General features: G+C 59.1%; 27 protein-coding genes and 1 tRNA gene. 13 read left to right on the plus strand and 15 right to left on the minus strand.

Features of this window, described 5'->3' with window-relative positions:
• Positions 1 to 21: 21 nt before the first annotated feature.
• Positions 22 to 750: an aspartate/glutamate racemase family protein gene (locus AC1Q8Q_RS04710; protein ID WP_020800463.1), complete on the plus strand. Its 729-nt coding sequence runs from the start codon at positions 22 to 24 to the stop codon at positions 748 to 750.
• 117 nt (positions 751 to 867) lie between these two features.
• On the opposite strand, the gene AC1Q8Q_RS04715 is transcribed toward AC1Q8Q_RS04710, so the two are convergent.
• Positions 868 to 1,791 carry a LysR family transcriptional regulator gene (locus AC1Q8Q_RS04715; RefSeq protein ID WP_033044112.1) on the minus strand — a complete coding sequence of 308 codons (924 nt, stop codon included), beginning with the start codon at positions 1,789 to 1,791 and terminating at the stop codon, positions 868 to 870.
• Between the two features lie 125 nt (positions 1,792 to 1,916).
• Between AC1Q8Q_RS04715 and AC1Q8Q_RS04720 the strand changes: the two genes are divergently transcribed.
• Complete coding sequence (locus tag AC1Q8Q_RS04720) at positions 1,917 to 2,663, plus strand: 3-oxoacyl-ACP reductase family protein (protein WP_492614861.1); 747 nt, start codon at positions 1,917 to 1,919, stop codon at positions 2,661 to 2,663.
• 114 nt (positions 2,664 to 2,777) lie between these two features.
• On the opposite strand, the gene AC1Q8Q_RS04725 is transcribed toward AC1Q8Q_RS04720, so the two are convergent.
• The 5 genes from AC1Q8Q_RS04725 to AC1Q8Q_RS04745 form a co-directional block, all read right to left on the minus strand.
• Positions 2,778 to 3,473, minus strand: a complete 696-nt coding sequence (locus tag AC1Q8Q_RS04725) for an HAD-IA family hydrolase (RefSeq protein ID WP_168758736.1) — start codon at positions 3,471 to 3,473, stop codon at positions 2,778 to 2,780.
• 613 nt (positions 3,474 to 4,086) lie between these two features.
• Entirely contained in the window at positions 4,087 to 4,305 is a 219-nt protein-coding gene (locus tag AC1Q8Q_RS04730; protein WP_492598928.1) for a hypothetical protein, read from the minus strand.
• Positions 4,306 to 4,412: 107 nt separating this feature from the next.
• Complete coding sequence (locus tag AC1Q8Q_RS04735) at positions 4,413 to 4,880, minus strand: glycine zipper domain-containing protein (protein WP_020800469.1); 468 nt, start codon at positions 4,878 to 4,880, stop codon at positions 4,413 to 4,415.
• Between the two features lie 113 nt (positions 4,881 to 4,993).
• Entirely contained in the window at positions 4,994 to 5,362 is a 369-nt protein-coding gene (locus AC1Q8Q_RS04740) for a hypothetical protein (RefSeq protein WP_008061778.1), read from the minus strand.
• Between the two features lie 309 nt (positions 5,363 to 5,671).
• A complete protein-coding gene (locus AC1Q8Q_RS04745; RefSeq protein ID WP_020796097.1) occupies positions 5,672 to 5,860 on the minus strand; it encodes a hypothetical protein in 189 nt (62 codons plus the stop codon).
• A 256-nt stretch (positions 5,861 to 6,116) separates the two neighbouring features.
• Between AC1Q8Q_RS04745 and phaR the strand changes: the two genes are divergently transcribed.
• Entirely contained in the window at positions 6,117 to 6,650 is a 534-nt protein-coding gene (gene phaR, locus AC1Q8Q_RS04750; RefSeq protein ID WP_020796098.1) for a polyhydroxyalkanoate synthesis repressor PhaR, read from the plus strand.
• A 35-nt stretch (positions 6,651 to 6,685) separates the two neighbouring features.
• Here the strand turns inward: phaR and phaP are convergent, their stop codons facing one another.
• The gene (gene phaP, locus AC1Q8Q_RS04755) at positions 6,686 to 7,243 is read right to left on the minus strand and encodes a TIGR01841 family phasin (protein ID WP_020796099.1); all 558 of its coding nucleotides are present in this window, start codon (positions 7,241 to 7,243) and stop codon (positions 6,686 to 6,688) included.
• A 193-nt stretch (positions 7,244 to 7,436) separates the two neighbouring features.
• On the opposite strand from phaP, the gene AC1Q8Q_RS04760 reads away from it, so the two are divergent.
• Positions 7,437 to 9,308, plus strand: a complete 1,872-nt coding sequence (locus tag AC1Q8Q_RS04760; RefSeq protein WP_492614862.1) for a DUF3141 domain-containing protein — start codon at positions 7,437 to 7,439, stop codon at positions 9,306 to 9,308.
• A 61-nt stretch (positions 9,309 to 9,369) separates the two neighbouring features.
• Here the strand turns inward: AC1Q8Q_RS04760 and AC1Q8Q_RS04765 are convergent, their stop codons facing one another.
• On the minus strand, positions 9,370 to 10,497 hold the full coding sequence (locus AC1Q8Q_RS04765) for an AraC family transcriptional regulator (RefSeq protein WP_020796101.1): 1,128 nt from the start codon (positions 10,495 to 10,497) through the stop codon (positions 9,370 to 9,372).
• A gap of 271 nt (positions 10,498 to 10,768) precedes the next feature.
• On the opposite strand from AC1Q8Q_RS04765, the gene phbB reads away from it, so the two are divergent.
• From phbB to AC1Q8Q_RS04785, 4 genes are all read left to right on the plus strand, one after another.
• A complete protein-coding gene (phbB, locus tag AC1Q8Q_RS04770; protein ID WP_080725291.1) occupies positions 10,769 to 11,515 on the plus strand; it encodes an acetoacetyl-CoA reductase in 747 nt (248 codons plus the stop codon).
• Between the two features lie 64 nt (positions 11,516 to 11,579).
• A complete protein-coding gene (locus tag AC1Q8Q_RS04775; protein ID WP_020796103.1) occupies positions 11,580 to 12,758 on the plus strand; it encodes an acetyl-CoA C-acetyltransferase in 1,179 nt (392 codons plus the stop codon).
• Between the two features lie 154 nt (positions 12,759 to 12,912).
• On the plus strand, positions 12,913 to 14,616 hold the full coding sequence (gene phaC / locus AC1Q8Q_RS04780; protein ID WP_033040193.1) for a class I poly(R)-hydroxyalkanoic acid synthase: 1,704 nt from the start codon (positions 12,913 to 12,915) through the stop codon (positions 14,614 to 14,616).
• A 149-nt stretch (positions 14,617 to 14,765) separates the two neighbouring features.
• Positions 14,766 to 15,032, plus strand: coding sequence for a hypothetical protein (locus AC1Q8Q_RS04785; protein ID WP_033040196.1), 267 nt, complete (start codon positions 14,766 to 14,768; stop codon positions 15,030 to 15,032).
• An 80-nt stretch (positions 15,033 to 15,112) separates the two neighbouring features.
• Here AC1Q8Q_RS04785 and AC1Q8Q_RS04790 read toward each other — a convergent pair.
• Positions 15,113 to 15,202: transfer RNA gene (locus AC1Q8Q_RS04790), tRNA-Ser, on the minus strand.
• Positions 15,203 to 15,287: 85 nt separating this feature from the next.
• A complete protein-coding gene (locus AC1Q8Q_RS04795; RefSeq protein WP_168758738.1) occupies positions 15,288 to 15,446 on the minus strand; it encodes a hypothetical protein in 159 nt (52 codons plus the stop codon).
• A gap of 64 nt (positions 15,447 to 15,510) precedes the next feature.
• On the opposite strand from AC1Q8Q_RS04795, the gene AC1Q8Q_RS04800 reads away from it, so the two are divergent.
• The 3 genes from AC1Q8Q_RS04800 to AC1Q8Q_RS04810 all read left to right on the plus strand — a co-directional run bounded on the left by AC1Q8Q_RS04800 (position 15,511) and on the right by AC1Q8Q_RS04810 (position 18,277).
• Positions 15,511 to 16,200, plus strand: coding sequence for a crotonase/enoyl-CoA hydratase family protein (locus AC1Q8Q_RS04800; protein ID WP_033045540.1), 690 nt, complete (start codon positions 15,511 to 15,513; stop codon positions 16,198 to 16,200).
• A 213-nt stretch (positions 16,201 to 16,413) separates the two neighbouring features.
• Positions 16,414 to 17,136 (plus strand): lysophospholipid acyltransferase family protein, encoded by a 723-nt coding sequence (locus tag AC1Q8Q_RS04805; RefSeq protein ID WP_020796108.1) that lies wholly within the window; start codon positions 16,414 to 16,416, stop codon positions 17,134 to 17,136.
• A gap of 169 nt (positions 17,137 to 17,305) precedes the next feature.
• Complete coding sequence (locus tag AC1Q8Q_RS04810) at positions 17,306 to 18,277, plus strand: magnesium and cobalt transport protein CorA (RefSeq protein WP_083349594.1); 972 nt, start codon at positions 17,306 to 17,308, stop codon at positions 18,275 to 18,277.
• A gap of 118 nt (positions 18,278 to 18,395) precedes the next feature.
• Here the strand turns inward: AC1Q8Q_RS04810 and AC1Q8Q_RS04815 are convergent, their stop codons facing one another.
• The 3 genes from AC1Q8Q_RS04815 to AC1Q8Q_RS04825 all read right to left on the minus strand — a co-directional run bounded on the left by AC1Q8Q_RS04815 (position 18,396) and on the right by AC1Q8Q_RS04825 (position 22,587).
• Positions 18,396 to 19,118, minus strand: coding sequence for an amidotransferase (locus AC1Q8Q_RS04815; RefSeq protein WP_020796110.1), 723 nt, complete (start codon positions 19,116 to 19,118; stop codon positions 18,396 to 18,398).
• 94 nt (positions 19,119 to 19,212) lie between these two features.
• Positions 19,213 to 21,357 carry a 3-hydroxyacyl-CoA dehydrogenase NAD-binding domain-containing protein gene (locus AC1Q8Q_RS04820; RefSeq protein WP_492614863.1) on the minus strand — a complete coding sequence of 715 codons (2,145 nt, stop codon included), beginning with the start codon at positions 21,355 to 21,357 and terminating at the stop codon, positions 19,213 to 19,215.
• 24 nt (positions 21,358 to 21,381) lie between these two features.
• The gene (locus AC1Q8Q_RS04825; protein ID WP_033045543.1) at positions 21,382 to 22,587 is read right to left on the minus strand and encodes an acetyl-CoA C-acetyltransferase; all 1,206 of its coding nucleotides are present in this window, start codon (positions 22,585 to 22,587) and stop codon (positions 21,382 to 21,384) included.
• Between the two features lie 285 nt (positions 22,588 to 22,872).
• Here AC1Q8Q_RS04825 and AC1Q8Q_RS04830 point away from each other — a divergent pair, with 285 nt between their 5' ends.
• Both AC1Q8Q_RS04830 and AC1Q8Q_RS04835 read left to right on the plus strand, forming a co-directional pair.
• Positions 22,873 to 23,118 carry a hypothetical protein gene (locus tag AC1Q8Q_RS04830; protein WP_162276359.1) on the plus strand — a complete coding sequence of 82 codons (246 nt, stop codon included), beginning with the start codon at positions 22,873 to 22,875 and terminating at the stop codon, positions 23,116 to 23,118.
• Positions 23,119 to 23,193: 75 nt separating this feature from the next.
• Positions 23,194 to 24,015, plus strand: a complete 822-nt coding sequence (locus AC1Q8Q_RS04835) for a c-type cytochrome (RefSeq protein WP_168758741.1) — start codon at positions 23,194 to 23,196, stop codon at positions 24,013 to 24,015.
• Between the two features lie 132 nt (positions 24,016 to 24,147).
• Here the strand turns inward: AC1Q8Q_RS04835 and AC1Q8Q_RS04840 are convergent, their stop codons facing one another.
• Positions 24,148 to 24,957, minus strand: coding sequence for a transglutaminase family protein (locus tag AC1Q8Q_RS04840; RefSeq protein ID WP_110749588.1), 810 nt, complete (start codon positions 24,955 to 24,957; stop codon positions 24,148 to 24,150).
• Complete coding sequence (locus AC1Q8Q_RS04845) at positions 24,954 to 25,904, minus strand: alpha-E domain-containing protein (protein WP_020796116.1); 951 nt, start codon at positions 25,902 to 25,904, stop codon at positions 24,954 to 24,956. The genes AC1Q8Q_RS04840 and AC1Q8Q_RS04845 overlap by 4 nt, the downstream gene beginning before the upstream one ends.
• Positions 25,905 to 25,907 lie beyond the last annotated feature (3 nt).

The raw sequence follows: 25,907 nt of genomic DNA on the forward strand, positions 1-25,907 counted from the left end.
CACCCGCTATAAGGAATCCCCATGCGTATTCTCGTGGTCAACGTCAACACCACCGAATCCATCACCCAGGCCATTGCCCGTTCGGCCCAGGCCGTGGCTGCGCCCGGCACGGAAATCGTTGGCCTGACGCCCTACTTCGGTGCCGACTCGATCGAAGGCAACTTCGAAAGCTACCTGGCCGCCATTGCGGTGATGGATCGGGTCATGGCCTACGACCAGCCCTTCGATGCCGTGATTCAAGCAGGCTATGGCGAACACGGTCGCGAAGGCCTGCAGGAATTGCTCAACGTACCGGTGGTGGACATCACCGATGCGGCAGCGAGCACCGCGATGTTTCTCGGCCATGCCTACTCGGTCGTCACTACCCTCGACCGCACCGTTCCTCTGATCGAAGATCGCCTGAAACTGTCGGGGCTCTGGGACCGTTGTGCCTCGGTGCGAGCTAGCGGCCTGGCGGTGCTGGAACTGGAACACGAGCCGCAACGCGCACTGGAGGCCATCGTGCATCAGGCTGAACTGGCAGTAACCCAGGACAAGGCCGAAGTGATTTGCCTGGGTTGCGGTGGCATGGCCGGGCTGGACGAGCAGATTCGCCAGCGCACAGGCGTTCCGGTAATCGATGGTGTGACGGCGGCGGTGACCATCGCCGAATCGCTGGTGCGGCTGGGGTTGTCGACGTCCAAGGTGCGGACCTATGCGACGCCGCGGCCGAAAAAAATCATTGGCTGGCCGGGGCGATTTGGCAGGTAAACCGCGTTATCGTTCTTCGCGAGCAGGCTCGCTCCCACATTGGTTCCGCGGCGTACAAAACTCCCCTGTGGGAGCGAGCCCGCTCGCGAATGGGGGCGACTCGGTTTCAAGCCTGACTCAAATAGCACTAAAACGCTGCCCCAACCCCTGCCCGGCAAACTGCTCGATAATAAAATCCACAAACGCCCGGGTCTTGCCCGGCAGCAGTTTGTGCTCGGCGTAATAGATCGAAATATTGCCATCATCGACATACCAGTCCGGCAGCACCCGCTCCAGCGTCCCCGCCTCCAGATACCCCACGGCAAACGGCATGCTCACCAGGGCAATGCCCAAACCCTGGACCGCCGTGGCGCAGGCCGCCTCCGAATCGCTCATGGTCATCCGCGCCCTGAGCGTCAGCGGGCTGTGTTGTCGGGTGCGGCTGGTCAACTGCCAGGAGCGCACGCGGCCGGTCTGCGGTGAGCGAATGAGGATGCCGTCGTGAAGCTTGAGATCATCGGGCTCGACAATCGCTTCATGCGCCGCCAGGTAACCGGCCGAGGCTACCAACACGCGATGGGCCGGGGTCAGCTTGCGCGCCACCACCCCTTGGGGCAGTTCGAACCCGCCACCAATCGCGGCGTCGAAACCTTGGGCGATCAGGTCGACCTGACGGTTATCGAAATGCCAGTCCGGGTTGATCGCTGGAAAACGCCGCAAAAACTCACCGAGCAGCGGCACGATGTATAGACGCCCGAAGACGGTGCCCATGCTGACCTTCAAAGTGCCCGCGGGACGCCCCTCGGCGCTGGCCAGATTGGCCACGGCATTCTGGATCGTGTGCAGGCTGGCACTGACTTCGCTCAGAAACAGCTGCCCGGCCTCGGTCAGCGTCAAGCTGCGAGTACTGCGCTGAAATAAGCGTACCCCCAGCCGCACTTCCAGTTTGGCCACGCTCTTGCCGACTGCCGCCGGGGTCAGGCTCAAGCGTCGCGCGGCTTCGGCAAAGCTGCCCACCTCGGCACTGCGCACGAAGCATTCGATACTGCTGAAGGTTTCCATAGGAGCCATTATAAACTTATGGTTTACACAGACTATCGCAATTGCTGTCTACTCAGCTTGTAATCTTGAATCGATACTAGGCTCCATCAACCGGGACATCTCGCCTCGGGACTTTGGAGATCGATATGACTACTCAGAACCTCAGCGGCAAAGTGGCTTTGATCCAAGGCGGTTCCCGCGGCATCGGCGCTGCCATCGTCAAACGCCTGGCCGCTGAAGGCGCGACAGTCGCCTTTACCTACGTAAGCTCCACGGCGAAGGCCGAAGAACTGCAGAACAGCATCACCCAAGGCGGCGGCAAAGCCCTGGCGATCAAGGCTGACAGCGCTGACGCCGAGGCCATTCGCAACGCCGTGACGGCAACCGTAGAAGCGTTTGGCCAGCTGGATATCCTGGTTAACAACGCGGGTGTGCTGGCCGTCGCACCGCTGGAAGACTTCAAGCTCGAAGACTTCGACCAGTCCCTGGCGATCAACGTACGCAGCGTGTTCATTGCCACCCAGGCTGCCGCCAGGCACATGACCGAAGGCGGTCGCATCATCAATATCGGCAGCACCAATGCCGACCGCATGCCCTTCGCGGGTGGTGGCCCGTACGCCATGAGCAAATCGGCGCTGGTTGGCCTGACCAAGGGCCTGGCCCGCGACCTCGGCCCCAAGGGCATCACCATCAATAACGTGCAACCGGGCCCGGTCGATACCGACATGAACCCTGCCCACGGCGACTTCGCCGACAGCCTGATCCCGCTGATGGCAGTGGGGCGCTACGGCAAAGTCGAAGAGATCGCCAGTTTCGTCGCCTACCTGGTCGGTCCCGAAGCGGGCTACATCACCGGTGCGAGCCTGACCATCGACGGTGGTTTTGGCGCTTGACCCTGTAGGAGCGAGCATGCTCGCGATGGTCGTCAACGATGACGAGGGAAACCTGACACCCAGCGGCGCTCTCAGGCTCATCGCGAACATGCTCGCTCCTACAAATTTTGATCATCAGGCCCAATCGAGTGCTGGCAAGCCACAGGCACTCGGCACGAACGCCTTCAGCGTTCGAAGAATGCCATCGGCGTGTGCGTACTTTTCATCGGCCATCGCCGCATCCGGAATCGCAATCGCCGTCATCCCCGCCGCCTTGGCCGCCGTGACACCGAACGGCGAATCCTCGAACACCAGGCAATCACGTGGCTCGATACCCAGGCGTCGTGCCGCCGTCAGGAAGATATCCGGCGCCGGTTTGGCCGCACCGACTTCTGGATCATCAGCCGTGACGATGAAGTCGAACAAGGCGAACCAGTCGCGATGCAAGGTGGTTTTCTGGCCGAACGACTGGCTTGAGGAACTGGTTCCCACCGCAATGGGAATGTTGTGCGCCTTCAAGTGCCGAACCAGCTCTTCTGCTCCCGGCATCGACTGCGCCGCAGGAAAACGCTCGCGCATCAGCGGCTCGCGAATCACCAGGAACTCTTCGGCGCTGATCGGCAAGTCCAGCGCCTGCACCACATAACTCGCCAGGTCACCTGCGCCACGGCCGATGATGTTCTGCTTGACGCTCCAGTCGAACGTTCGGCCATAGCGCGCGGCAATCGTGGCCGTGACTTCGGTGTAAATCCCCTCGGTGTCCAGCAACAAGCCGTCCATATCGAAAATCACGGCCTTGATGGGGCCGAACTCCTTGAGCGGTAAATTCATCGCATCTGATCCGTTTTCATGACATCCCAGGCGGCTCTGGTATGGCCGGTCCTCGACAGGTTAAAGGTTTCAGCAGCATAACGAGCAGCCGTGGCCAAGAGCAACGGGCGCATGACGCAAAAAGCCCGGCAAATCGCCGGGCCCGGACAGCTTTACGCGCTGTTGATTTATGCCAGGCTAACCGCACGCCTTGCCTGTCCCACTACTTTTGGCAGCACTATCTGATCCTCCAGACCCATTGCCAGAAGCGCTCCCCGTCGAACTGCCACCGCTGGTCGACCCGCTTCCCGTCTCCGGGCGGGTGGTGCTCCCATTGGCATCGCCTGCATTGCCATTCCTGATGGCGCCAGGCGGTAATGCGTTCTCAGTTCCAGAGCCTGCATTCATTTCAGTAGACGGCGGCATACCGCCCTTATCGACGGGCGCGTCGTTACCTGAGGATTGTGAAAATGCCACGCCTGAACCGATCGATAACAGACTAGCCACTGCCAGGGCCAACACGCTTGACCTGATCATGGACGTCTCCTTTTACCCGTTGCATACCTTGAGTCTGGCAGCAGTGCATCGGCAGGGTTACCACTCATTCGACAGGCGGTCTCGCGCCAGAGGTCGGTCAGCTCGGCTCCCCGGATGCGTCCTCACCGGCAATGTCCGGATCGTCCGGGTCGACTTCGACATCAGAATCCGTGCGCTTGAGGTCATCGTTGGGCACCTGCTCGACTCCGGGCTCGTCATCGGGCGGCCGCTGATCCCGACTGAGAGAATCAGTCGGCGAAGGCAAGGGGTATTCGGGGGTTTCGTCGATATCGGAGACTTTCGGATCAGCATTCATGGGGCACCTCGCAACGGACCTGTAAAGGCAGGTCCTGACCGTTGGAGGTAGAGTCGATCGTCAGGTTCGATCAGGGAGACCATCGGTTATGTTGCCGATCGAATCCGTCAGTGATGTTTGTTCTTGTGTTTGTGCTTATGTTTGTGACCGCCGCCGGAGTGGGAGTCGCCATCGTCGCTTCCCAGGTTGTTGCCGACCGCACCACCCGCTGCACCACCCAGACCTGCGCCAATAGTCGAACCGGTCCTGCCACCCAGGCTGTTGCCGATCACTGAACCGCCGGCTGAACCCAAGCCACCGCCTACCGCCGCTTCGGTGCGACTACCCTTGGGCGCACCGATCGCGCTACCGGCGGCGCCACCGACGCCGGCACCAATCGCAGCGCCCGTGCTGCCGCCCATTTGTCCACCTACCACGTTGCCCAGCGCACCACCAATACCGCCGCCAACGGCTGCGGTACCATCGCCTGCAGCCAGTGCGAATGGTGTAAACAACAATCCAAAAACAATTGCCGGTAACGTCAAGCGTCGAGTACTCGGGTACTGCACTTCATTACCTTGGGTTTTCGGGGTCATGGCACGCCTCTTATTTATCGGGGGTATGTGAATTGGAGCCGTTAATTCCATAAACGTTCAAAAACGCAAAAGCCCGGCATCAAGCCGGGCTTTTGTTCACGACCCTTGGGGTATCAGTGACGCTTGTGACCGTTGGCCAGGTTGCTGCCTACGCCGCCGCCCAAGGCGCCACCCAGGCCTGCGCCGATGGTCGAACCGGTCTTGCCGCCCAGGCTGTTGCCGATCACCGAACCACCGGCAGCGCCCACGCCACCACCGATGGCGGCACTGGTACGGTGGCCTTTCTTGGCGGCAACCGCGCTGCCGGCTGCACCCGCAACCCCCGCACCAATCGCGGCACCGGTGCTGCCGCCCATGCTTCGGCCAACGACATTACCCAGCGCACCACCCAGGCCACCACCAAGGGCGGCTGTACCGTCACCGGCGATTGCACCTTGAGTAACCAGAAGACCCAGAACCAGAGCAGGCAGTGTGAAACGCATGACGAAAACCTCAAAAAATAGGGGGTAAAATTCAAAAGGGTCGAGATTGAATGCTTTAGAGGGAACAAAGTCCAGACATGCGCGCGCTCAACCTCGTTGTTCGCGACGGTTGGACAGCTTTTTTGGAAAAGGTTTTATCGCAGGCAAAAAAAAGCCCGCTGGGGAACGGGCAGGGTGTTGCGTCTAACGGATGGTTTGAGCCTACGTAGGGCCTTGTGAAAAGTTTGTGAAAACTTTCCAAATTAAATATTCGTTCAGATTCCGGGCACAAAAAACCCCGTTCGATGACGGGGTTGGCTCGCGGATCATTTACTTGCTGGCCGGTTCTGTAAGCTTCGGCAGGAATTTTCCCTTCAACACTCGGCATGCCTTGGTCTTGATCTTGAGGACCTTGGCCTGATCTTCGCCAAAGCTGGCCACATACTCTGTCTGGCCGCATTGAACGTAGTTGTTGATCGGATATTCTGCGCCGTCGTCTTCGATGTACGGTTCAGTCATCGCTTCACCCCTCTCAAAAATACGGGATCGACACCGGCAAGCCCTTTGCCCGAAAAATATCGATCACCAAGGATTTTGAGACTAGCCGGTCATTAACGGACTTGTTGTTCAGGCAACCGAATGCCCGACGAATGGGCGAAGCCTGTCAGAGCAGTTTGACCGACACCGCAGTGTGATGTGAGGCGACACATAAGAGTGGCAGTGCCCAGAGTAGGTTAAGATGCCAGCAAACCAGGCTCGCTGTGAGTAGCCCCGCATGACAGAAAACAGTCGGAACACCACCCGTCTGATCAAGAAATACCCGAATCGCCGTCTGTATGACACGCACACCAGCAGTCATCTGACCCTTGCGGATATTCGCCAATTGGTCGTCGATAGAATCCCATTCGAGGTAGTCGACGCCAAGACTGGCGAGAACCTGACCCGGAGTATTTTGCTGCAGGTCATTCTGGAAGCCGAAAGTGGCGGTCAGCCGATCTTCTCCAGTGAGATGCTGATGGGGATCATCCAGTTCTACGGTCCCTACCAGAGCGTCCTTGGCAGCTATCTGGACAAAAGCATCCAGACGGTCATCGACATCCAGTCCCAGACCGGCGCTCAGTCCTCCGAAACCTGGAGCGCGTTCATGCACCAGCAGGCACCGGTCATGCAGGATTTGATGCGCCAGTATGTCGACCAGTCAAAAGCGCTCTACCTGAACACCCAGAACCTCTTCGGAATGTTCGGCGCCGTGCCCCCAGGCAAGCCAGGTGCCGATGGCGGGCCGAAAAAAAATGGCGATGGGGAGTAATCCCCATCGCCATCCTGTAACCAGCCTGATCAGGCTTACTTGCTATCAGCCTTGCCACCAGCAGCGGTTTTGCCAACTGCAGCGGTCGCTGCGTCAAAGTTGCTCTGGGCAACGTCAGCAGCCTGTTTTACCGCTTTCTGTGCACTTTCAAAAACGGCACCGGCATTGGCCAGCGACGATTTGAACCCAGCCACGACAGGCTCGGAGCCAGCCGGTGCATTCTTGCTGATCACGTCAACAAACTCTCGCACCTGCTGAGTGCCCGCCTCGACCTGACGCGAGGTCAGCTTGGCGATTTCCGAGTGGGTATCGACAATCAGCGCCTGTACTTGACGGTTGTAATCAGCCAGGCGTTCGGCTTGCACATTCGGCTGGATGAAAGACGCCTGGAGCTCGGCGAATCCTTGTGGATCACGTACCGAAAGCAGCTTGCGAAAGCCCTCGAACTGCTCCTCGGTGGAGGCCTGCAGGGTCTTGAACTGCAACTGGCTCAGTTGCTCGACACTGGAAAAGATTTTGCCGCTGATTTGCTGCAGGAGGTCGAGGTTGGCTTTCTGAGCGTCTTGCAATTTTTCCGAGTTGAAAAAAGACATGCTTGAATCTCCTGGTTTGAAGGCCGACTCGGGCCTGAGGACGCGAGAGCGATCCTGCCGGTCATCGCGTTAGGGTTTATATTGCAGTGCACAATTTCTTTTGGCAACGATTTTTTGTGCACCGCACAAAAGACTTTTCCATCCTATGGATGTTCGCTATAGACTCCTACATGCCTATCGTCAGGAGATCACCATGGACCAGGAAGACATTAGTGCATCGCAACAGGAAAAACCCACCTCACCACGCGGCCTGTGGGAACACCTGAGTCATCTGCAGCGCCTCAATGCGCTGAACGTCCTCGAGGCTGTGCGCCAACGCCAGAAAAAAACCCTCACGCCCCTGAAACGAGGCCAACTCAGACAACCTACTCCCGCTCAATGGCAGGAATATGTCATCGACTTCAGCCAACGCTGCCTGCTGTTCTGGGACACCCTGCGCCAGCGCGGCGACAACAGGCTGGCCCATGAACGCGCCGGGTATCCACTGCTGCTCAAGTTCGATCATGAAACCTTGATCGCTGGCCCTGATCTTGCGCGCCCGGTCAATTTTTCACTGCTGCGGATCCTCCCCGGCCCCGAGCAAGAAATCGACGGTAACAGCCAGCCGGTGATCATCATTGACCCGCGCGGGGGACATGGTTCGGGAATCGGTGGTTTCAAGCAGGATTCGATCATAGGTGAGAGCCTCAGGGCCGGGCACCCCACCTACTTCATCTCTTTCAGTCACTCGCCACAGCCTGGGCAAACCCTGGACGATATCGTCCAGGCCCAGGCCCGGTTCATCGAAGCCGTCAGCGCCCTGCACCCAGCCAACGACAAGCCGATCATCATCGGCAACTGCCAGGCCGGCTGGGCCTTGATGGGCCTGGCGGCCACACGACCGGAGCTACCCGGCCTGATCATTATCAACGGCGCCCCCTTGTCTTACTGGGCCGGCATCAATGGACGCAATCCCATGCGCTATACCGGCGGCCTGCTGGGTGGCGGCTGGATGGCTCGCCTTGGCAGCGACTTGGGCAATGGCCGATTTGACGGTACCTGGCTGGTCAGCAACTTCGAAAACCTCGACCCGGCCAACACCTATTGGGGCAAGTATTACCAGTTGTTCAGCCAGATCGACAGCGAGGCCGGGCGCTTCCTCGATTTCGAACGCTGGTGGGGTAGCCCGACCCTGCTCAATGGAGAAGAGATCGAGATGATTGTCGATGATCTGTTCATCGGCAACCAATTGTCGGGCCGTGCCGACCGCAAGAGTAACGGTATCGACCTGAAACGGATCGAAGTGCCGGTGGTGGTGTTCTGCTCCTACGGGGACAACATCACCCCTCCCCAACAGGCGTTGAACTGGATCGCCGATGTCTATTCCAGCGATCTCGCCTTGCAGGAGGCAGGCCGCACCATCGTCTACCTGCGGCATGCCAGCATCGGCCACTTGGGTATCTTTGTCTCGGGCCAGGTGGCGCGGCGCGAACACCGAGGGTTGCTAGGTGCGGTCGAAGCCATCAATGCGCTGCCGCCCGGGCTGCATGAGATGCTGATTGACGACCTGCCGGCCACTTCAGGCAGCGGTGACATGCAATACCGGGTGCATTTCCAATCAAGGCAAATTGCCGATATTCACGATGACCACGAGCCTGTCCGTGATGACGATCGCGAATTCTCTTCGGTCGTGCGCGCCTCTGAAATCAACAGTGCGTTTTACGACGGATCGATACGTCCGTGGCTGCGTCAGATCATCAACGAACCCACGGCCGAATGGATGCGCAGGACGCACCCCTTCCATCAGCAGCAATTGTTTTGGAGCAGCTTGAATCCGACGCTATGGTGGTTGCCCGGGACAGTTTCAGCGGTCAACCGTAACCGTCGTCCCGCACACCAGGACAACCCGCTGCTGGCCTGGCAGGAGCTGTTCTCCAACCAGATGCAAGACACCCTGAATGCGTACCGCGACGTGCGTGACGCCACTCAAGAGATCTGTTTCTACGGTATTTACGGCGTACTGGGCGCCTTCACCGGCGCCCAGCCTCCGCGAAATCTCCACGCACCTGAGCCGAGCGCCCAGTGAATCGTTTGTCATCCTGGAGGCCCTCGTGGAACTCCATCTCTCAATGTGCCTTCACAGGAGATTAGCGGTGCATCCGTTCGACGTAATCTCTGGCGAAGCTTGGGATCTTGTGATCCCCGCGCCGACCTATAGCACTCATGGGTAGGACCGGCACGACGTCCTTGAGCACAGGCAACGACTCATGGGTTCGATATTGGCCGGGGGTCATACCGAACCAACGGGTGCACGCCTTGTGGAAGCTGCTGTGATCATGAAAGCCGAGCAGGTGGGTGACATGCTTCAGGTTGAAATGAGAGTGGCGCAAGTAGAATTCGGCCATCTGCCGGCGCACATCGCTCAGGACATCCTTGAATTGCGTCCCATCCTTCTCAAGACCGCGCTGAAGTGTGCGCTTGCTGATGTTCAGCGCTGCTGCAATCGACTCCATATCACACTGCCCCTGGCCTTGCCCCTGGCTCAAGCGCTCGGTCAAAAGGCGGCGAATCCTGCCAACGATCGAGTACCCGGACAACTGGTCCAATTGAGCTTCGGCAAAACTGTCATGCAGCGTGGCCAGCGCCTCATTGGCCATGCTCAATGGCGTCAGGAGCTCCTGGCCGTCGAACAGGATGCTGTCATAGGCCGCCCCGAAACTCAGCGGGCAGCCAAAAAGTCGCTGATGCTGCGACGTGTCTTCTGGCTCGGGATAGGAGAACTCCACACTCATGGGTTGCGGTGACTTGCCACCTGCCAGCCAACGGCAGAAGCCCAGCAGCGACGCCAAGGCTGCATCCGTATATTGCCGTGGTTTGACCGAGCCATCTTGCTGATGATCGAGACTGGCCAATCGGTAATGCTGCTCCTCCTGGACAAGGAAAAGGCTGAATCCGGTGCCGATCAACGGGCTGAAACGGACCAGGCGTTCAAGCGCCCTTTTCAGGTTCGAACTGGACATCATCGTGTAGCCCACGATCTGAAAACTGCTGGGATGGCATTCCCCGTAGGCTTTCAGACCGATATTCGGATCGTTCGAAGCCTGGGCCGCCAGATCCCAGAGACGATAGATAACGTTTCGCTCGCAGAATGCCCCTGGTTTATTCACGAACCCGATATCCAGTCCCGCCTCCTCGCACAGAGCGGCAAGGTCGAGACCCTGGGCCAAAAACGTATTCGCCAGCACGCTGGCATAACCTGAACTTATCCTGTACATGGCGTCCTCAATGACCAGTGGAACCGAACGTCCTGTCCGGAGCCGATGCTGACACGTGTAGAACATATTTCAACTCTGTTGCAGAAATATTAACTATCCATTCAGTTTTAAGTATTGATCCAAGTATAGGTACTCCTCATTTTTTGCCATCCCCCTCCCTTCCGCGTGGCACCGAAGGACAGGAGAACGTCACCTTCAAACACTTCCCCCACAGCCCGTCGATAACCAACAATCACCACTCCTGCAGCGCAAAAAAAAACGGAGTAGATGTATGGAATCGCGTAGTCGTATTGCTTTGGTAACGGGTGGTATGGGCGGTATCGGTACAGCAATCAGCCAACGTCTATACAAGGAAGGATTCAAGGTAATCGTCGGCTGCAGTTCTGACTCCAGCCGCAAGGACGACTGGGCTGCCAGCCAGCGTGAGGCAGGTTACGAGTTCGAGTTCATCTATGGCGACGTCACCGACTGGGAGTCGACCCGCAAGGCTTTCGAGATGGCTCGTGAACAATTCGGCCCGATCGATGTGCTGGTCAACAACGCCGGCATCACTCGCGACGCCTCTTTTCGCAAGCTCACCCCGCAAGACTGGGACAGCGTGATCGGGACCAACCTGACGGGCTTGTTCAACACCACCAAGCAGGTCATTGAGGGCATGCTCTCCAAAGGTTGGGGGCGGATCATCAATATCTCCTCGATCAACGGTCAGCGTGGCCAGTTCGGCCAGACCAACTACTCCGCCGCCAAGGCTGGCATCCATGGTTTCACCATGGCACTGGCCCGGGAAGTCTCCGGCAAGGGCGTGACCGTCAATACCGTATCCCCAGGCTACATCCAGACCTCCATGACCGCGGCCATTCGCCCGGACATTCTCGAAGGCATGATCTCGGGAATCCCGGTGGGTCGCCTTGGCCTGCCGGAAGAGATCGCCTCGATCGTTGCCTGGCTGGCGTCCGATGAATCCGCCTACAGCACCGGTGCCGACTTCTCGGTAAACGGCGGCATGAACATGCAGTAACCCTGACCCGGGCCTTAATGCCCAGGTTTGCTCGTCGAATTTTGTCTTTTCCATGAGGTCATGCATGAACGAAGTCGTAATCGTTGCCGCTACGCGTACCGCCATTGGCAGTTTCCAGGGTGCCTTGTCTGCAATTCCCGCGACCGAACTGGGTGCAGCAGTGATTCGCCGCCTGCTGGAGCAGACGGGTGTCCAAGCTGCGCAAATTGATGAAGTGATCCTCGGCCAGGTGCTCACCGCCGGCGCCGGGCAAAACCCGGCACGCCAGACCGCGATCAAGGCTGGCTTGCCCCACACCACGCCTGCCCTGACCTTGAACAAAGTCTGCGGCTCCGGCCTCAAGGCGGTCCACCTCGCCGTACAGGCCATCCGTTGCGGCGACGCGGAACTGATCATCGCTGGCGGTCAGGAAAACATGAGCCTGGCCCCCTATGTCCTGCCTAAGGCACGCACCGGCCTGCGCATGGGCCATGCGCAACTGCAAGACAGCATGATCCAGGATGGCCTGTGGGATGCATTCAACGACTACCACATGGGCATCACCGCCGAGAACCTGGCGCAGAAGTACGAGATCTCCCGTGAAGCACAGGATGCCTTCGCTGCCGCCTCGCAACAGAAGGCCGCCGCCGCCATTGAGGGCGGGCGTTTCCAGAGCGAAATCACGCCGATCCTGATCCCTCAGCGCAAGGGCGAACCGCTGGCCTTCGACACCGACGAACAGCCGCGTGTCGACAGTACGGCGCAAGCCTTGGCCAAGCTCAAACCGGCCTTCCAGAAAGACGGCAGCGTGACCGCTGGCAACGCTTCGACCCTCAACGACGGTGCGGCCGTGCTGTTGCTGGCCAGCGCCGCCAAAGCCCAAGCGCTGGGCTTACCAGTACTGGCCAAAATCAAGGCCTATGCCAGCGCCGGTGTGGACCCGTCGATCATGGGTATCGGCCCGGTCCCGGCCACACGCCTGACCCTGCAAAAGGCCGGCTGGAGTGTCGAGGACCTGGACCTGATCGAAGCCAACGAAGCCTTCGCCGCCCAGGCCCTGGCGGTTGGCAAAGAGATGGGTTGGGACACCAGCAAAGTCAACGTCAACGGCGGCGCGATCGCCCTTGGCCATCCGATCGGCGCGTCGGGCGCACGGATCCTGGTGTCGCTGGTGCACGAACTGATCCGTCGCGATGGCAAGAAAGGACTGGCCACCTTGTGCATCGGTGGCGGACAAGGCGTCGGCCTGGCTATCGAACGCTAACCAACGGCATACGAATAGCCAATGCGCGGACTTGGGCTCCTTGCTCCGCGCATCAGGCTGGCCTCGGACAACGTTGCCTGCCTCCCTTGCCGTCGCTACGCCGCAATCCGGTATAGCGCGGCTTTTTTCTGCCCGGCACATCGGTATGAATTTTATGGACAACAACGCGCATACATTCAAAACCTTCTGGTCAGGACAGGTTCCGTTCATCGCCTCTTTTGCAGTGCAACAATTGCGCCTGTGGGTGAGCACCAATCCGTGGTTTTCCGGGCATGACCACGACACCTGGTTCGACCTGCCTCGCGAGACCCTGGACAGCCTTCAAGCGGACTACCAGGTTGAATGGGCTCAACTCGGCCAGAAACTGCTGACCGGCCAGCCCTTCAGCTTTGATGATCGACGCTTCACCAGCGGCAACTGGAGCGCCCCCCTGTTCGGCTCCCTCGCCGCGTTTTACCTGCTCAACTCCAGCTTCCTGCTGAAACTGCTCGACAAGCTGCGAATCGACGAAAAGAAAGCACGCCAACGCCTGCGCTATCTGGTGGAGCAAGCCATTGCCGCCAGTGCACCGAGCAATTTCCTGGCCAGCAACCCTGATGCGTTGCAGCGTGCGGTCGAGACCCAAGGTGCCAGCCTGATCACAGGGATGCAGCATCTGGCCAGCGACATGAACGAAGGCAAAATGCGCCAGTGCGATAGCGGCGCCTTCAAGGTGGGAGTCGACCTGGCCAATACCCCTGGCGAAGTCGTCTTCGAGAATCGCATCTTCCAACTCATCCAGTACTACCCGCAAAGCGAAACCCAGTACCAGCAGCCGGTGCTCGTCGTACCTCCATCGATCAACAAGTACTACATACTTGATCTGCGCCCCGACAACTCGATGGTCCGCCACCTGCTGGAAAAGGGACATCCCGTATTCCTGGTCTCCTGGCGCAACTTTGACCAGGAACACGCCGGTACCACCTGGGACGACCTGATCGAGCACGGGGTGATAAACGCCGTGAAAGTGACCCGCGAGATCAGTGGCCAACAGCGCCTCAATTGCGTGGGTTTCTGCATAGGCGGCACCCTGTTGAGCACGGCGCTGGCCGTATTGGCTGCACGTGGCGACCGCGAGATCGCCAGCCTGAGCCTGTTCGCCACGTTCCTCGATTACCTGGATACCGGTCCCATCGACATCTTCGTCGATGAAGAACTGGTGGCCTACCGCGAGCGCACCATTGGCGGTGTCGACGGCCCTATCGGATTGTTCCGTGGCGAAGACATGGGCAATACCTTTTCCCTGCTGCGCCCCAACGAACTGTGGTGGAACTACAACGTCGACAAATACCTCAAGGGGCAAAAGCCGATTCCACTGGACCTGCTGTTCTGGAACAACGACAGCACCAACCTTCCAGGGCCGATGTACTGCTGGTACCTGCGCCACACCTACCTGCAGAACGACTTGAAGTCAGGCGAGCTGGAGTGCTGCGGGACCAAGCTGGATTTTCGTGCAATCGACGCGCCCGCCTACATCCTCGCCACCCATGACGATCACATCGTGCCGTGGAAGAGCGCCTACGCCAGCACCCACCTGCTTTCCGGGCCCAAGCGTTTCGTACTGGGTGCTTCCGGGCACATCGCCGGCGTCGTCAATCCGCCGGCCAAGCAGAAGCGTCATTACTGGACCAACAATCGGGTGACTAAAAACCCCGAGACCTGGTTCAAGAATGCCGAGCAGCAACAAGGTAGCTGGTGGAATGACTGGTTCAACTGGCTGGCGGGGCACTCAGGCGAGCGTCAACCCGCGGTTGCGCACATCGGCAATGACCAATACCCGCCTCTGGAGCCGGCGCCAGGCAGCTTTGTAAAGCAATGAAATACTGCTGTGGAGCGCTGCGCAACACTGCCTGCAACACAGCAGCTTGATCGCACAGACGAAGATCAAATCACGCAAACGCAATAGATAGCCGCCGGTAAGCCCAACCGGCGGCACTTCATTTGTTTGGGTACAAGGAGAGAGGCTCCATGAGCACCCCGTTCCGCATCAACGAAGCACTCTTGATTGCAGGTCGAGCATTCGAACCCTTTCAATGCGTCGCCTGGGCTCCGCAAGACGGTAATGGCGACCTGAGCCTGACCGTCATCGACCGGGCCGCCACTCGAATTTGTCGCAAACAGATTCCAAGCAGCACCTATTCCGACCCGGCGCAGCTGGAAAGCCTGCTGCAAGAAGTGCGCGCCGAGTTGAGCCAGGGGGGTTACACGCTGCAGTCCTGGGCGATGCCAGGGTAAGCATTGTCGCGGGCTGGGATTTTTTTCAGAAACGCAGAAACGAAAAAGCCCTGAATAATCAGGGCTTTTTCGTATAAATGTGGCGGTGAAGGAGAGATTCGAACTCTCGATACAGTTTCCTGTATACACACTTTCCAGGCGTGCTCCTTAAGCCACTCGGACACTTCACCGTATCTCTTCAAACAAGTTCTGTCTGTCGAGGCGCGCTAATGTAGTCGAAAGCTTTTCTGATGGCAAACATTTTTTTCAGAATTTTCATGCGCTTAACTCGCATAGCTGTTTCTGGTTGCCCTGGGTAATGGCAAACCGGCCAATCTCCGGCTTGGCATCCCCTTCTATATAGCTGGCGATGCGCGGCTGGCGTGCCGGGGGACGCTGGCCGACGGCTTGGAGCGTGACTGGCGAGTCAGTCACGGCGCTTTACCTGGCGGGTGTCGGTGAGTAACGTCTGCCCTACTTTACAGAAAGGATTAGCGTCATGAGTGAGTTGATTTCCTACCACCTCGAAGACGGTATCGCGACCCTGACCTTGAGCAACGGCAAGGTCAATGCCATCTCTCCGGACGTGATTGCGGCGTTCAACGCTGCGCTGGATCAGGCGGTGACTGATCGCGCGGTGGTGATCATTACCGGTCAGCCAGGGATTCTGTCGGGCGGGTACGATCTGAAAGTGATGACGTCCGGCCCTAAAGAAGCCATGGCGCTGGTGACTGCCGGCTCGACGCTCGCCCGTCGCCTGTTGTCGCACCCTTTCCCGGTGATTGTGGCTTGCCCTGGGCATGCCGTGGCCAAGGGCGCGTTTCTGCTGCTGTCCGCCGACTATCGCATCGGTGTCGACGGTCCGTTCAGCATTGGCCTGAATGAAGTACAGATCGGCATGACCATGCACCACGCCGGTATCGAGCTGGCCCGTGATCGCCTGCGCAAATCGGCGTTCCACCGTTCGGTGATCAACGCTGAGATGTTCAATCCGCAGTCTGCGGTGGATGCCGGTTTCCTTGACGTGGTGGTGTCGGCCGAGGAGCTGCAAGGTGCAGCACTGACAGCGGCTCGTCAGTTGAAGAAGATCAACATGACCGCCCACAAGAACACCAAGCTAAAAGTACGCAAGGCACTGCTGGAAACCCTGGACAACGCAATCATGCTGGATCAGGAGCATATGGGTTAAGCCCCAACCTGCAGCAACGAAAAGCCCGACGGTCGTGTCGGGCTTTTCGTACGCGCCACGTTGATAAGCCTGCAACCGCTCTAGAGCGCGTCTGACCCATCAGTCGGAAACATGCGCTCAAACATCGCCTATCTCCCGCCTCCATAGTGGCAATTGCCGAAAACAGTGCACATCCGTACACTGCGCCACCTTTTGTCCCGGTGGGGCCTGCAAATGCTGTTCGCTTTACGTATGTCTTTGATGGGCCTGCACTTTATTGTGGCGGGCGTGCTGGGCGTCGTGCTTGGCCTGTGTCGCCCGTTCAATCCGGACAACAGTCGCCTGTGCGCGCGCCTCTATGCGTGGCCAGCAATGTGCATTCTGCGCCTGCGGGTAAAAGCCGACGTCGGGCCGTTGATGGACAAACCCGACAGTTGCGTGATCATTGCCAACCACCAGTCCAACTATGATTTGTTCGTGTTTGGCAATGTGGTGCCCCGCCGTACGGTATGCATCGGCAAAAAGAGCCTGAAATGGGTGCCCTTGTTCGGGCAGTTGTTCTGGCTGGCCGGCAATGTGCTGATCGACCGTGGCAATGCGCAGAAGGCGCGTCAGTCGATGTTGACCACCACCCATACCCTGCAAAACGAAGACACTTCGATCTGGGTTTTCCCGGAAGGCACGCGCAACCTGGGCGAAGAGCTGTTGCCGTTCAAAAAAGGCGCCTTCCAGATGGCCATCGCGGCCGGGGTGCCCATCGTACCGGTGTGTGTCAGCAGTTACGTCAAGCACATGCGATTGAACCGCTGGCGCAGTGGGAAAATTCTGATCCGTTCCTTGCCGGCCATTCCGACCGCGGGATTGAGCCTGGATGACATGCCGATGTTAATGGCCCAGTGCCGCGAGCAGATGCGCGAATGCATCGATTCGATGGATCGGCAGCTGCAAGCCGCTTGAAAATGCAGTACGACCGCAGACAAATCCATCGAATGGGCGGGCGCCTTCGCCGGCAAGCCTGGCTCCTACAAGATTTCACTGACTCTCGATAGCAGACAAGGCTAAGCTGAACGCTGCCTGCCACGGCCATTTGCCATAGAAAGCTGCCAAGAAGAAGTGAATCAACATCATGGGTAGAGTTGTTGCTGCTGCGGTTTACAGCGCTGGTAAAAAAGTCACCAACATCACCCTCGACGAAGGCGCAGCCTGGGCTGCAAAGCCGGGGCACTTTGTCTGGATCGGCCTTGAAGAGCCGAACGCCGAGGAACTGTACAACCTGCAACGCCAGTTCAACCTGCATGAACTGGCCATTGAAGACGCCCTGGAAAAACACAGCCGTCCGAAGCTGGAAACCTTTGGCGATGCGCTGTTCATCGTTACGTATTCGCCCATCATGGAAGAAGGCAAGCTCAAGTTCATTGAGACCCATATTTTTGCCGGCAACGGCTACATCATCACCGCGCGCAACGGCCATTCGGCGTCCTACGCCTATGTGCGTCAGCGTTGTGAGGCGCGTCCATTGTTGCTGGAGCATGGGGAAGATTTCGTACTCTATGCCATTCTCGATTTTGTCATTGAAAACTACCAGCCAATGGGCGAAGCCATTCATGCTCAAATCGATGAGCTGGAACGCAACGTCATGTGCGGCTCCCTGAACGAGCACGACATTCAAAAACTCCACAGCCTACGTCGCGATGTATTGCGCTTGCGTCGGTTCGCGGCGCCGATGGTGGAAATTGGCGAGGAACTGCAGAAGCTGAGCTTTCCCTTCATCGACAAGAACATGCGCCCGTATTTTCGCGACGTGCAGATTCATGTGACGCGGCAGATGGAGGACCTGACGACCCTGGCGGACATTGCCAGCCAGACCATTGAGGTCGGGGTGTTGCTGGAGGCCTCTCGCCAGAGCGTGGTGCAGCGCAAGTTTGCCGCGTGGGCGGCGATCCTGGCGTTCCCGACGGCGGTGGCGGGAATTTACGGGATGAACTTCCAGAACATGCCGGAGTTGACCTGGCATTACGGGTATTTCGGGGTTCTGGGGTTCATCACGGTGGGGTGTGTGGGGTTGTGGGTGAGCTTCAAGAGGTCGGGGTGGCTTTAGGAGCGAGCTCGCGCTCTTTTGTAGGAGCTGCCGAGTGCAACGAGGCTGCGATCTTTTGATTTTTATAATGCAAGATCAAAAGATCGCAGCCTTCGGCAGCTCCTACAAGAGATCGGTGTTAAACGGTTTCTGGCTTGTGCGCCACAAACCGCATCATCCACTCGGCGACCGTGGTGCCGTGGTGTTCACTTTCCAGGCTCGCGATTCCTTTGGAATACACCTGCTCCCCCAGCGCCTGCTGGCGAATTTCCAGCAAGGCCCGGGAATAGTCGTGGATGAATTCCGGATGCCCCTGGAAGCACAGCACCTGGTCGTTGATGTGGTAGGCGGCAAACGGGCAGAAATCGCTGGAGGCGATCACCGTAGCGTTTTCCGGTAGCGAGGTGACCTGATCCTGGTGGCTGATCAACAGGGTCAGCTCTTCCCTCACCGGGTTCATCCAAGGCGCCTTGGCAGCGAGTTTGTATTTATGCGTGCCAACGCCCCAGCCTTGCGTTGCACGTTCGCTTTTGCCGCCCAGCAACAGCGCCAGCAACTGATGGCCGAAGCACACGCCCAACAGTTTGTCGCCACGCTCATAGCGGGTCAGCAGGTACTCCTTGAGGGTCTGGATCCACGGATCGGTGCCAAAGGAGTCAGCTTTGCTGCCGGTGACCAGGTAGGCATCGAAGGTCTGGTCATCGCTGGGATATTCACCCTGTACCACGTTATAGATCGTGAATTCAGCGGCGATGGGTTGCTGCGAAAACAGGTGTTTGAACATCTGCCCGTAGCCCTGATATTGGTCGACCAATTCCGGACGCAGGTTGTCGGTTTCCAGAATGCAGATGCGTAACGACATAAAAAATACCTGACACGTGATGGGAATAATGCACACCCCAGAGCCTGCCTTGAAACACCGTGACAAGGCAAGCCCCGCAGTGTGTCACCGATCCCTAAAACGCCTCGCCCTTGGCGGCTTTTTCCAGCAGCAGGGCCGGCGGTGCAAAGCGCTCGCCGTATTGCCCGGCCAGGTACTGGGCGCGGGCGACGAAGTCCTTGACCCCGTACTGATTGATGAACTGCAGTGCACCGCCGGTCCAGGCAGCGAAGCCGATGCCGAAGATCGAGCCGATGTTGGCATCCGCCGTCGACGTCAGCACACCCTCCTCCACACAGCGCACGGTTTCGATGGCTTGTACAAACAGCAGGCGATCGCGCACATCCTTGGGCGAAATCTGCCCGTCAGCCTTTTCAAAGCGGGTTTTCAGTTCTGGCCATAATTGTTTTTGCCCGCCCGCCGGGTATTCATAGAACCCACCCCCGGCGGCCTTGCCTGCACGCTTGTACTCGCTGAGCAGCAAGTCGATCACGGCGTACGCCGGGTGCTCGACCAGCGCCTTGCCCTCTGCCTGCAAGTCCTTGGCGGTTTGCTGGCGGATATGGCTCATGAGGCTGAGGGAAACTTCGTCGGAGATCGCCAGAGGTCCGACTGGCATGCCAGCCTTGCGCGCCTCGGTCTCGATCATCGCCGCGCAGACGCCTTCACCCAGCATGGCAATGCCTTCATTGGTGAACGTGCCGAACACCCGAGAGGTGAAGAAACCCCGACTGTCGTTGACGACGATAGGGGTTTTGCGGATTTGCAGGACGAAATCGAACCCGCGGGCCAGGGTTTCGTCGCTGGTGCGGGCGCCCTTGATGATTTCCACCAATGGCATTTTTTCCACGGGGCTGAAGAAATGCAGGCCAATGAACTTGCTCGGGTCCGCCACCGCGGTGGCGAGGCCACTGATCGGCAGGGTCGAGGTGTTGGAGGCGATCAGTGCATCGGCGCCCACCACATTTTGCGCGGCCGAGGAGACTTTGGCCTTCAGCTCACGGTCCTCGAATACCGCTTCGATGATCAAGTCGCAACCCGCCAGATCGGCATCGTTGTCAGTGGTATGGATGCGCGCCAGCACGGCTTGACGGTGCTCGACGCTGATCTGCCGGCGCGCCACTTTCTTGTCCAGCAACGCAGCTGAATGCGCCTTGCCCCTATCGGCCGCTGCCAGGTTGACGTCCTTGAGCACCACGTCGACACCGGCCGACGCGCTGACAAAAGCGATACCCGCCCCCATCATCCCGGCGCCGAGCACGCCGACTTTTTTCGTCACATAAGGTACGAAACCTTCAGGACGCGAACCACCGGCATTGATCTGGTTGAGCTGGAACCAGAAGGTGCCAATCAGGTTTTTCGCGACCTGGCCGGTGACCAGCTCTGTGAAGTAGCGGGTTTCAATCAGCTGCGCCGTGTCGAAATCCACCTGGGCACCCTCCACCGCCGCACACAGGATTTTCTCCGGCGCGGGCAACGTACCCTGGGTTTTACTGCGCAGGATAGACGGTGCAATCGACAGCATCTGGGCGACTTTCGGGTTCGACGGCGTGCCACCTGGAATCTGAAAGCCCTTCACGTCCCAGCGCTGGACCGCCGTCGGATTGGCCTTGATCCAAGTGCGTGCCTTGTTCAGCAGCGCCTCGCGATCGCTCGCCAGGTCATCGATCAAACCCGCTTGCAAGGCCTTCTGCGGGGCTAATTTCTTGCCTTCGAGCAGGTACGGCAGGGCTTTTTCAATGCCCAGCATTCGCACCATGCGTACCACGCCGCCCCCCCCCGGCAGCAAACCGAGGGTCACTTCCGGCAGGCCGAGTTGCAGGGAAGGATCGTCCAGCGCTATGCGGTGATGGCAAGCCAGGCAGATTTCCCAGCCTCCACCCAACGCCGCGCCATTGATTGCGGCGACCACGGGTTTACCAAGGGTTTCCAGGGTGCGCAGTTGGCTCTTGAGGCTCAGCACCCTGTTGTAAAAAGCCGTGGCCTGGGGCCTGTCGACCTTGATCAGCTCATTGAGATCGCCGCCGGCAAAGAAGGTTTTCTTGGCCGAGGTGATGATCACACCCGCGATGCTGTTTTTTTCGGCCTGCAGGCGGGCGACACAGTCGGCCATGGCTTCGCGGTAAAGCGCATTCATGGTGTTGGCGCTCTGGCCCGGCAGGTCGATGGTCAGGACGACGATCCGGTCCTGGCCTTTTTCGTAGCGAATGGCTTGGCTCATATACAGGTTCCTTGCAATCGGGGCTCAGAGGCGTTCGATGATGGTGGCAATGCCCATGCCGCCGCCGACACACAAAGTCGCCAGGCCATAGCGCAGGCTCCGGCTTTCCAGTTCATCGAGCAGCGTGCCGAGAATGGCGCAGCCTGTGGCGCCCAACGGGTGGCCCATGGCAATGGAGCCGCCGTTGACATTGACTTTTTCCGGGTCGACGGCCATGTCCCTGATGAACTTCAACACCACCGAGGCAAACGCCTCGTTGACCTCGAACAGATCAATGTCTTCGACCCGCAACCCGGCCTTGGCCAACGCCTTGCGGGTGGCCGGCGCAGGACCTGTGAGCATCAGGGTCGGATCGGTGCTGGTGACTGCGGTGGCGACGATCCGCGCCCGTGGCTGCAAGCCCAGGACCTGGCCCATGGCTTCGGAGCCGATCAACATCAACGCTGCGCCGTCGACGATCCCGGAACTGTTGCCGGGGGTGTGTACATGATCGATCCGCTCCACCTGGCTGAAAACCCGCAGCGCAGTGGCGTCGAACCCCATTTGCCCGATCATTTCGAAACTCGGCTTGAGTTTGCCAAGGCCTTCCAGGGTCGATTCGGCGCGGATGAACTCGTCATGATCGAGCAGGATGATGCCGTTCTGGTCCTGCACCGGCACCAATGAGTTTTTGAACGCCCCGTCAGCCCTCGCCCTTGCGGCTTTTTGTTGCGAGTGCAAGGCGTAGGCATCGACGTCCTGCCGGCTGAAACCTTCAAGCGTGGCGATCAGGTCGGCGCTCACGCCCTGTGGAATGAAATGGCCGTGCAGGTTGGTTTGCGGGTCCAGCGCCCACGCCCCGCCGTCGCTGCCCATGGGGATGCGTGACATCGACTCGACGCCGCCGACCACCACCAGGTCTTCGAAACCGGAACGGACTTTCATCGCCCCCAGGTTCACTGCCTCCAGCCCCGAGGCGCAGAAACGGTTGATCTGCACGCCCGCCACGCTGACGTCCCATTCCGCCACCTGGACCGCGGTCTTGGCGATGTCAGAGCCCTGGTCGCCGATGGGCGTCACGCATCCGAGCACCACGTCGTCGACCTGGCTGGTATCAAGGTCGGTTCGCTGTTGCAGCGCCGTGAGCAAGCCGGCCACCAGGCTCACCGGCTTGACACTGTGCAAGGCGCCACTGGGCTTGCCTTTGCCACGGGGCGTACGTAACGCGTCGAAAATCAAAGCTTGGGTCATGGCGTCCTCGAACCTGATGGGGCTGCAATCTTCTGATCTTCCAGAGAGCCTCCACCTTATTCCGAGCTGCCGGCCATTCAATGACCGCAACGTTCATCAACGTTGACCCACACGCTCAGACGGACGGTCATCCCGCCCCCGGTGAAGGGGTTCAGCACACGCAGGTGTCTAGCAAAAGGCCGCTCAAGAAGCTGGCAATTGGCCTCATGCCTTTTTAATAGCAGTCCGTCACAACACCATACTAAATGGATCTAAACCAAGTGTGACGCGGGCTCTAAGGTGAAGGTGTACGAAGTTGTCGTCGGGTTTTGCCGAGACGCTCGTGCTACAGGAAGTGCAACGTTTGCCGTCATGGAGATGGGCAGGCAGGCATCAGGAAATAACAAAAAAAAGGCGGTCAGCCATGTTCAAACAATCGAAAGTTCGTCAAGCCGGGCTCATTCTTTTCGCCACCACTCTATTGTTGATTTTGCCAAACCTGACCAAGGTGATCGGTTAGTCGATCTTGAAAAGACGGCGGCAGGTCTTTAATCGCCATGTAAAAATGTGACTGGCTCGCTTCCCGTGCCAGTATGGCTGTGCCAACCTCTGCGGCACTTGCACGACATGGATGGCGATCATTTGAAAACGCTTATTGTGTTCGGGGCCCTGCTACTCAGCACGCCTCTTCATGCCGCACAGCTGAACCTTGAGCTGGGCGCGAACAGTCGCACGTGGCAATCCGAGGAGTTGCTCAAGCATCCTCAGATCCAGACCATCAGTATCAGCAATGATGTGTCCTACAAGCGTGACATGACTTATCGCGCCGTGCCGCTCGCTGCGCTATTGACCGACATCAAGCCTGACGATCACCTGCAAGCCGTGGCGCTGGACGGCTTTGCGGCCGAGTTGTCGGCGGCGCCGCTGCTCAATACCCAAGGCGCGCGTGCCTGGCTGGCGATCGAAGATCCGGCCCAGCCGTGGCCGCCGCTGGCAGAAGGCAAACACAGCGCCGGGCCGTTTTACCTGGTCTGGACCGATCCGCGTGCAGGCAACATCAGCCCGGAACAATGGCCGTTCGAAGTCGCCAGCATCAAGCGCATGGCACCGGTGGCCGCGCGTTTCCCTGCCCTGCTGCCTGATCCTGCGTTGAAGGCCGACGATCCGGTGAACAAGGGCTTTGCGCTGTTTCAGAAAAACTGCCTGGCGTGCCATCGACTCAACGGTGCCGGTGATTCGCAGTTCGGCCCGGACCTGAATATCCCGTACAACCCGACCGAGTACTTCGGCGCGGATTTCCTCCAGCGCTATATCCGCGACCCGCAGAGTTTGCGCCAGTGGCCGCAGGCGAAAATGCCGGGGTTCTCGGCCGAGGTGTTGCCGGATGGGGATCTGCAGATGTTGGTGGGGTATTTGCAGCACATGGCCGGGCGCAAGGTTAAACCCTGAGCTTGTGGTGTCTGGGCCGGCCTCTTCGCGAGCAAGCCCGCTCCCACATTCGATCTTCTGCGAACACAGAATTTGTGACCAACAAAGATCAAATGTGGGAGCGGGCTTGCTCGCGAAGCGGTATCCCCGATTTTACTGTTGCTGCACGGAGATCACCGGCGCAGGCGTCGGCGATACGAACACTTTTGCATGCATCTGCTCACACCCACCACCGCGGCGCATGCCACGTACCGGGCAGGCGTCCAGGTAATCGAGCCCTACCGCGAGCTTCAAATGGCGTTCAGGACGGGCCAGTTCATTGGTCACATCGAAGCTGTACCAGGCGTCATCGAGCCAGGCTTCGGCCCAGGCATGGCTGGCCAGGTGTTCGCTGTTTTCGCTGTACAGGTAACCCGACACATAACGCGCCGGCACGCCCAGGCTGCGGGCGCAGGCGAGGAACGCGTGGGTATGGTCCTGGCACACGCCCGAACGCCCGGCGAAAGCCTGGGCGGCGCTGGTGTCCACTTCGGTGGCGCCCGGCGTGTAGGTCATGTGCTGGTTCAAGCCATGCATCAAGTCGATCAGCGCCGTTCGGTCGCGGCGCTGCTTGCACGCCTTGTCGGCGAACGCGCGTAGCGCCTGGTCGGCCTCGGTCAGCCGGGTGAAACGCAAGAACGGCAATGCCGACTGGCTCTCGTGCTCGGCTTCGCGCAACTCGTCGATGTCGACCTGGCCACGGGCACCGATGATGATGGCCGCGTGGGGTTCGTCCATGGTCAGTACGTGCAGGATGTTGCCGAACGGATCCAGTTGCGCGCGCACCGGCCGCGGCAGATCGAGCTGCCAACTGAGCACGTGTTGGCGCTCGCTGTCGTGAGGCGTCAGCCGCAGGTACTGGATGCTCGCCCGCACCTGATCCTCGTAGTGATAGGTGGTCTCGTGGCTTATGGAAAGTCTCATGCAGCCTCCAGGTAGGAACTGTGAATGGCATTACCCAACTGGCGCACCAGCGGGATGAACTCGGTCAGCCAGGCATGCAGGCCTTCGTCGAGGATTTCGTTGATGCCGGTATAGCGCAATCGTGCGTCCATCTCCGCAGCCAAGCGCTGTGCCGGGCGGCCATTGGCCCCTGGCAGTTGCGCCAGGATCAGATCGATTTCTTCGGTGCAGGCGCGCAAAGAGCGTGGAACATCGGCCCGCAGCAGCAGCAACTCGGCCACATGCCGGGCGCCGGGGGCGTCACGGTAGATCTCGGTGTACGCCTCGAAAGACGACAGGGCCCGCAACAACGCACTCCATTGGTAATAGGCGTGGGCCGTGCCGTCGCTGACCGCTTCGGCCTGATCACCGGCCATTTCGTAGCGCGCATCGAGCAGGCGCAGTGTGTTGTCGGCCCTTTCGATGAATGTCCCCAGGCGAATGAAACGGAACGCGTCGTTGCGCATGATGGTGCCGTAGGACGCACCACGGAACAGATGGGAACGTTCCTTGATCCACTCGCAGAAACGGCTCATGCCGTAGCGGCCCAGGCCCTGTTCGGCGATGCCGCGAATCTCCAGCCAAGTGGCGTTGATGTTTTCCCACATGTCGGCGGTGATGCGGCCACGTACCGCGTGGGCACTGGCCCGTGCGGCCCCGAGGCAACTGTAGATGCTGGCCGGGTTGGCCGCGTCCAGGGCAAAGAAATGCAACAACCTTTCGGCATGCAGCTCGCCGTGGCGTTCGAGATAATCATCCAGCGTGCCGGTAATCAGCAACGGCATGGCCAACTCGTGCAGGCCGTTCCCACGGCCATCCTGGGGCATCAGCGACAGCGAATAACTGATGTCGAGCATCCGCGCGAGGTTTTCCGCCCGCTCCAGGTAACGCGACATCCAATACAAATCCGAGGCAGTTCTACTTAACATGTC

It is taken from the genome of Pseudomonas sp. GW823-FHT06B06, from assembly GCF_058795195.1.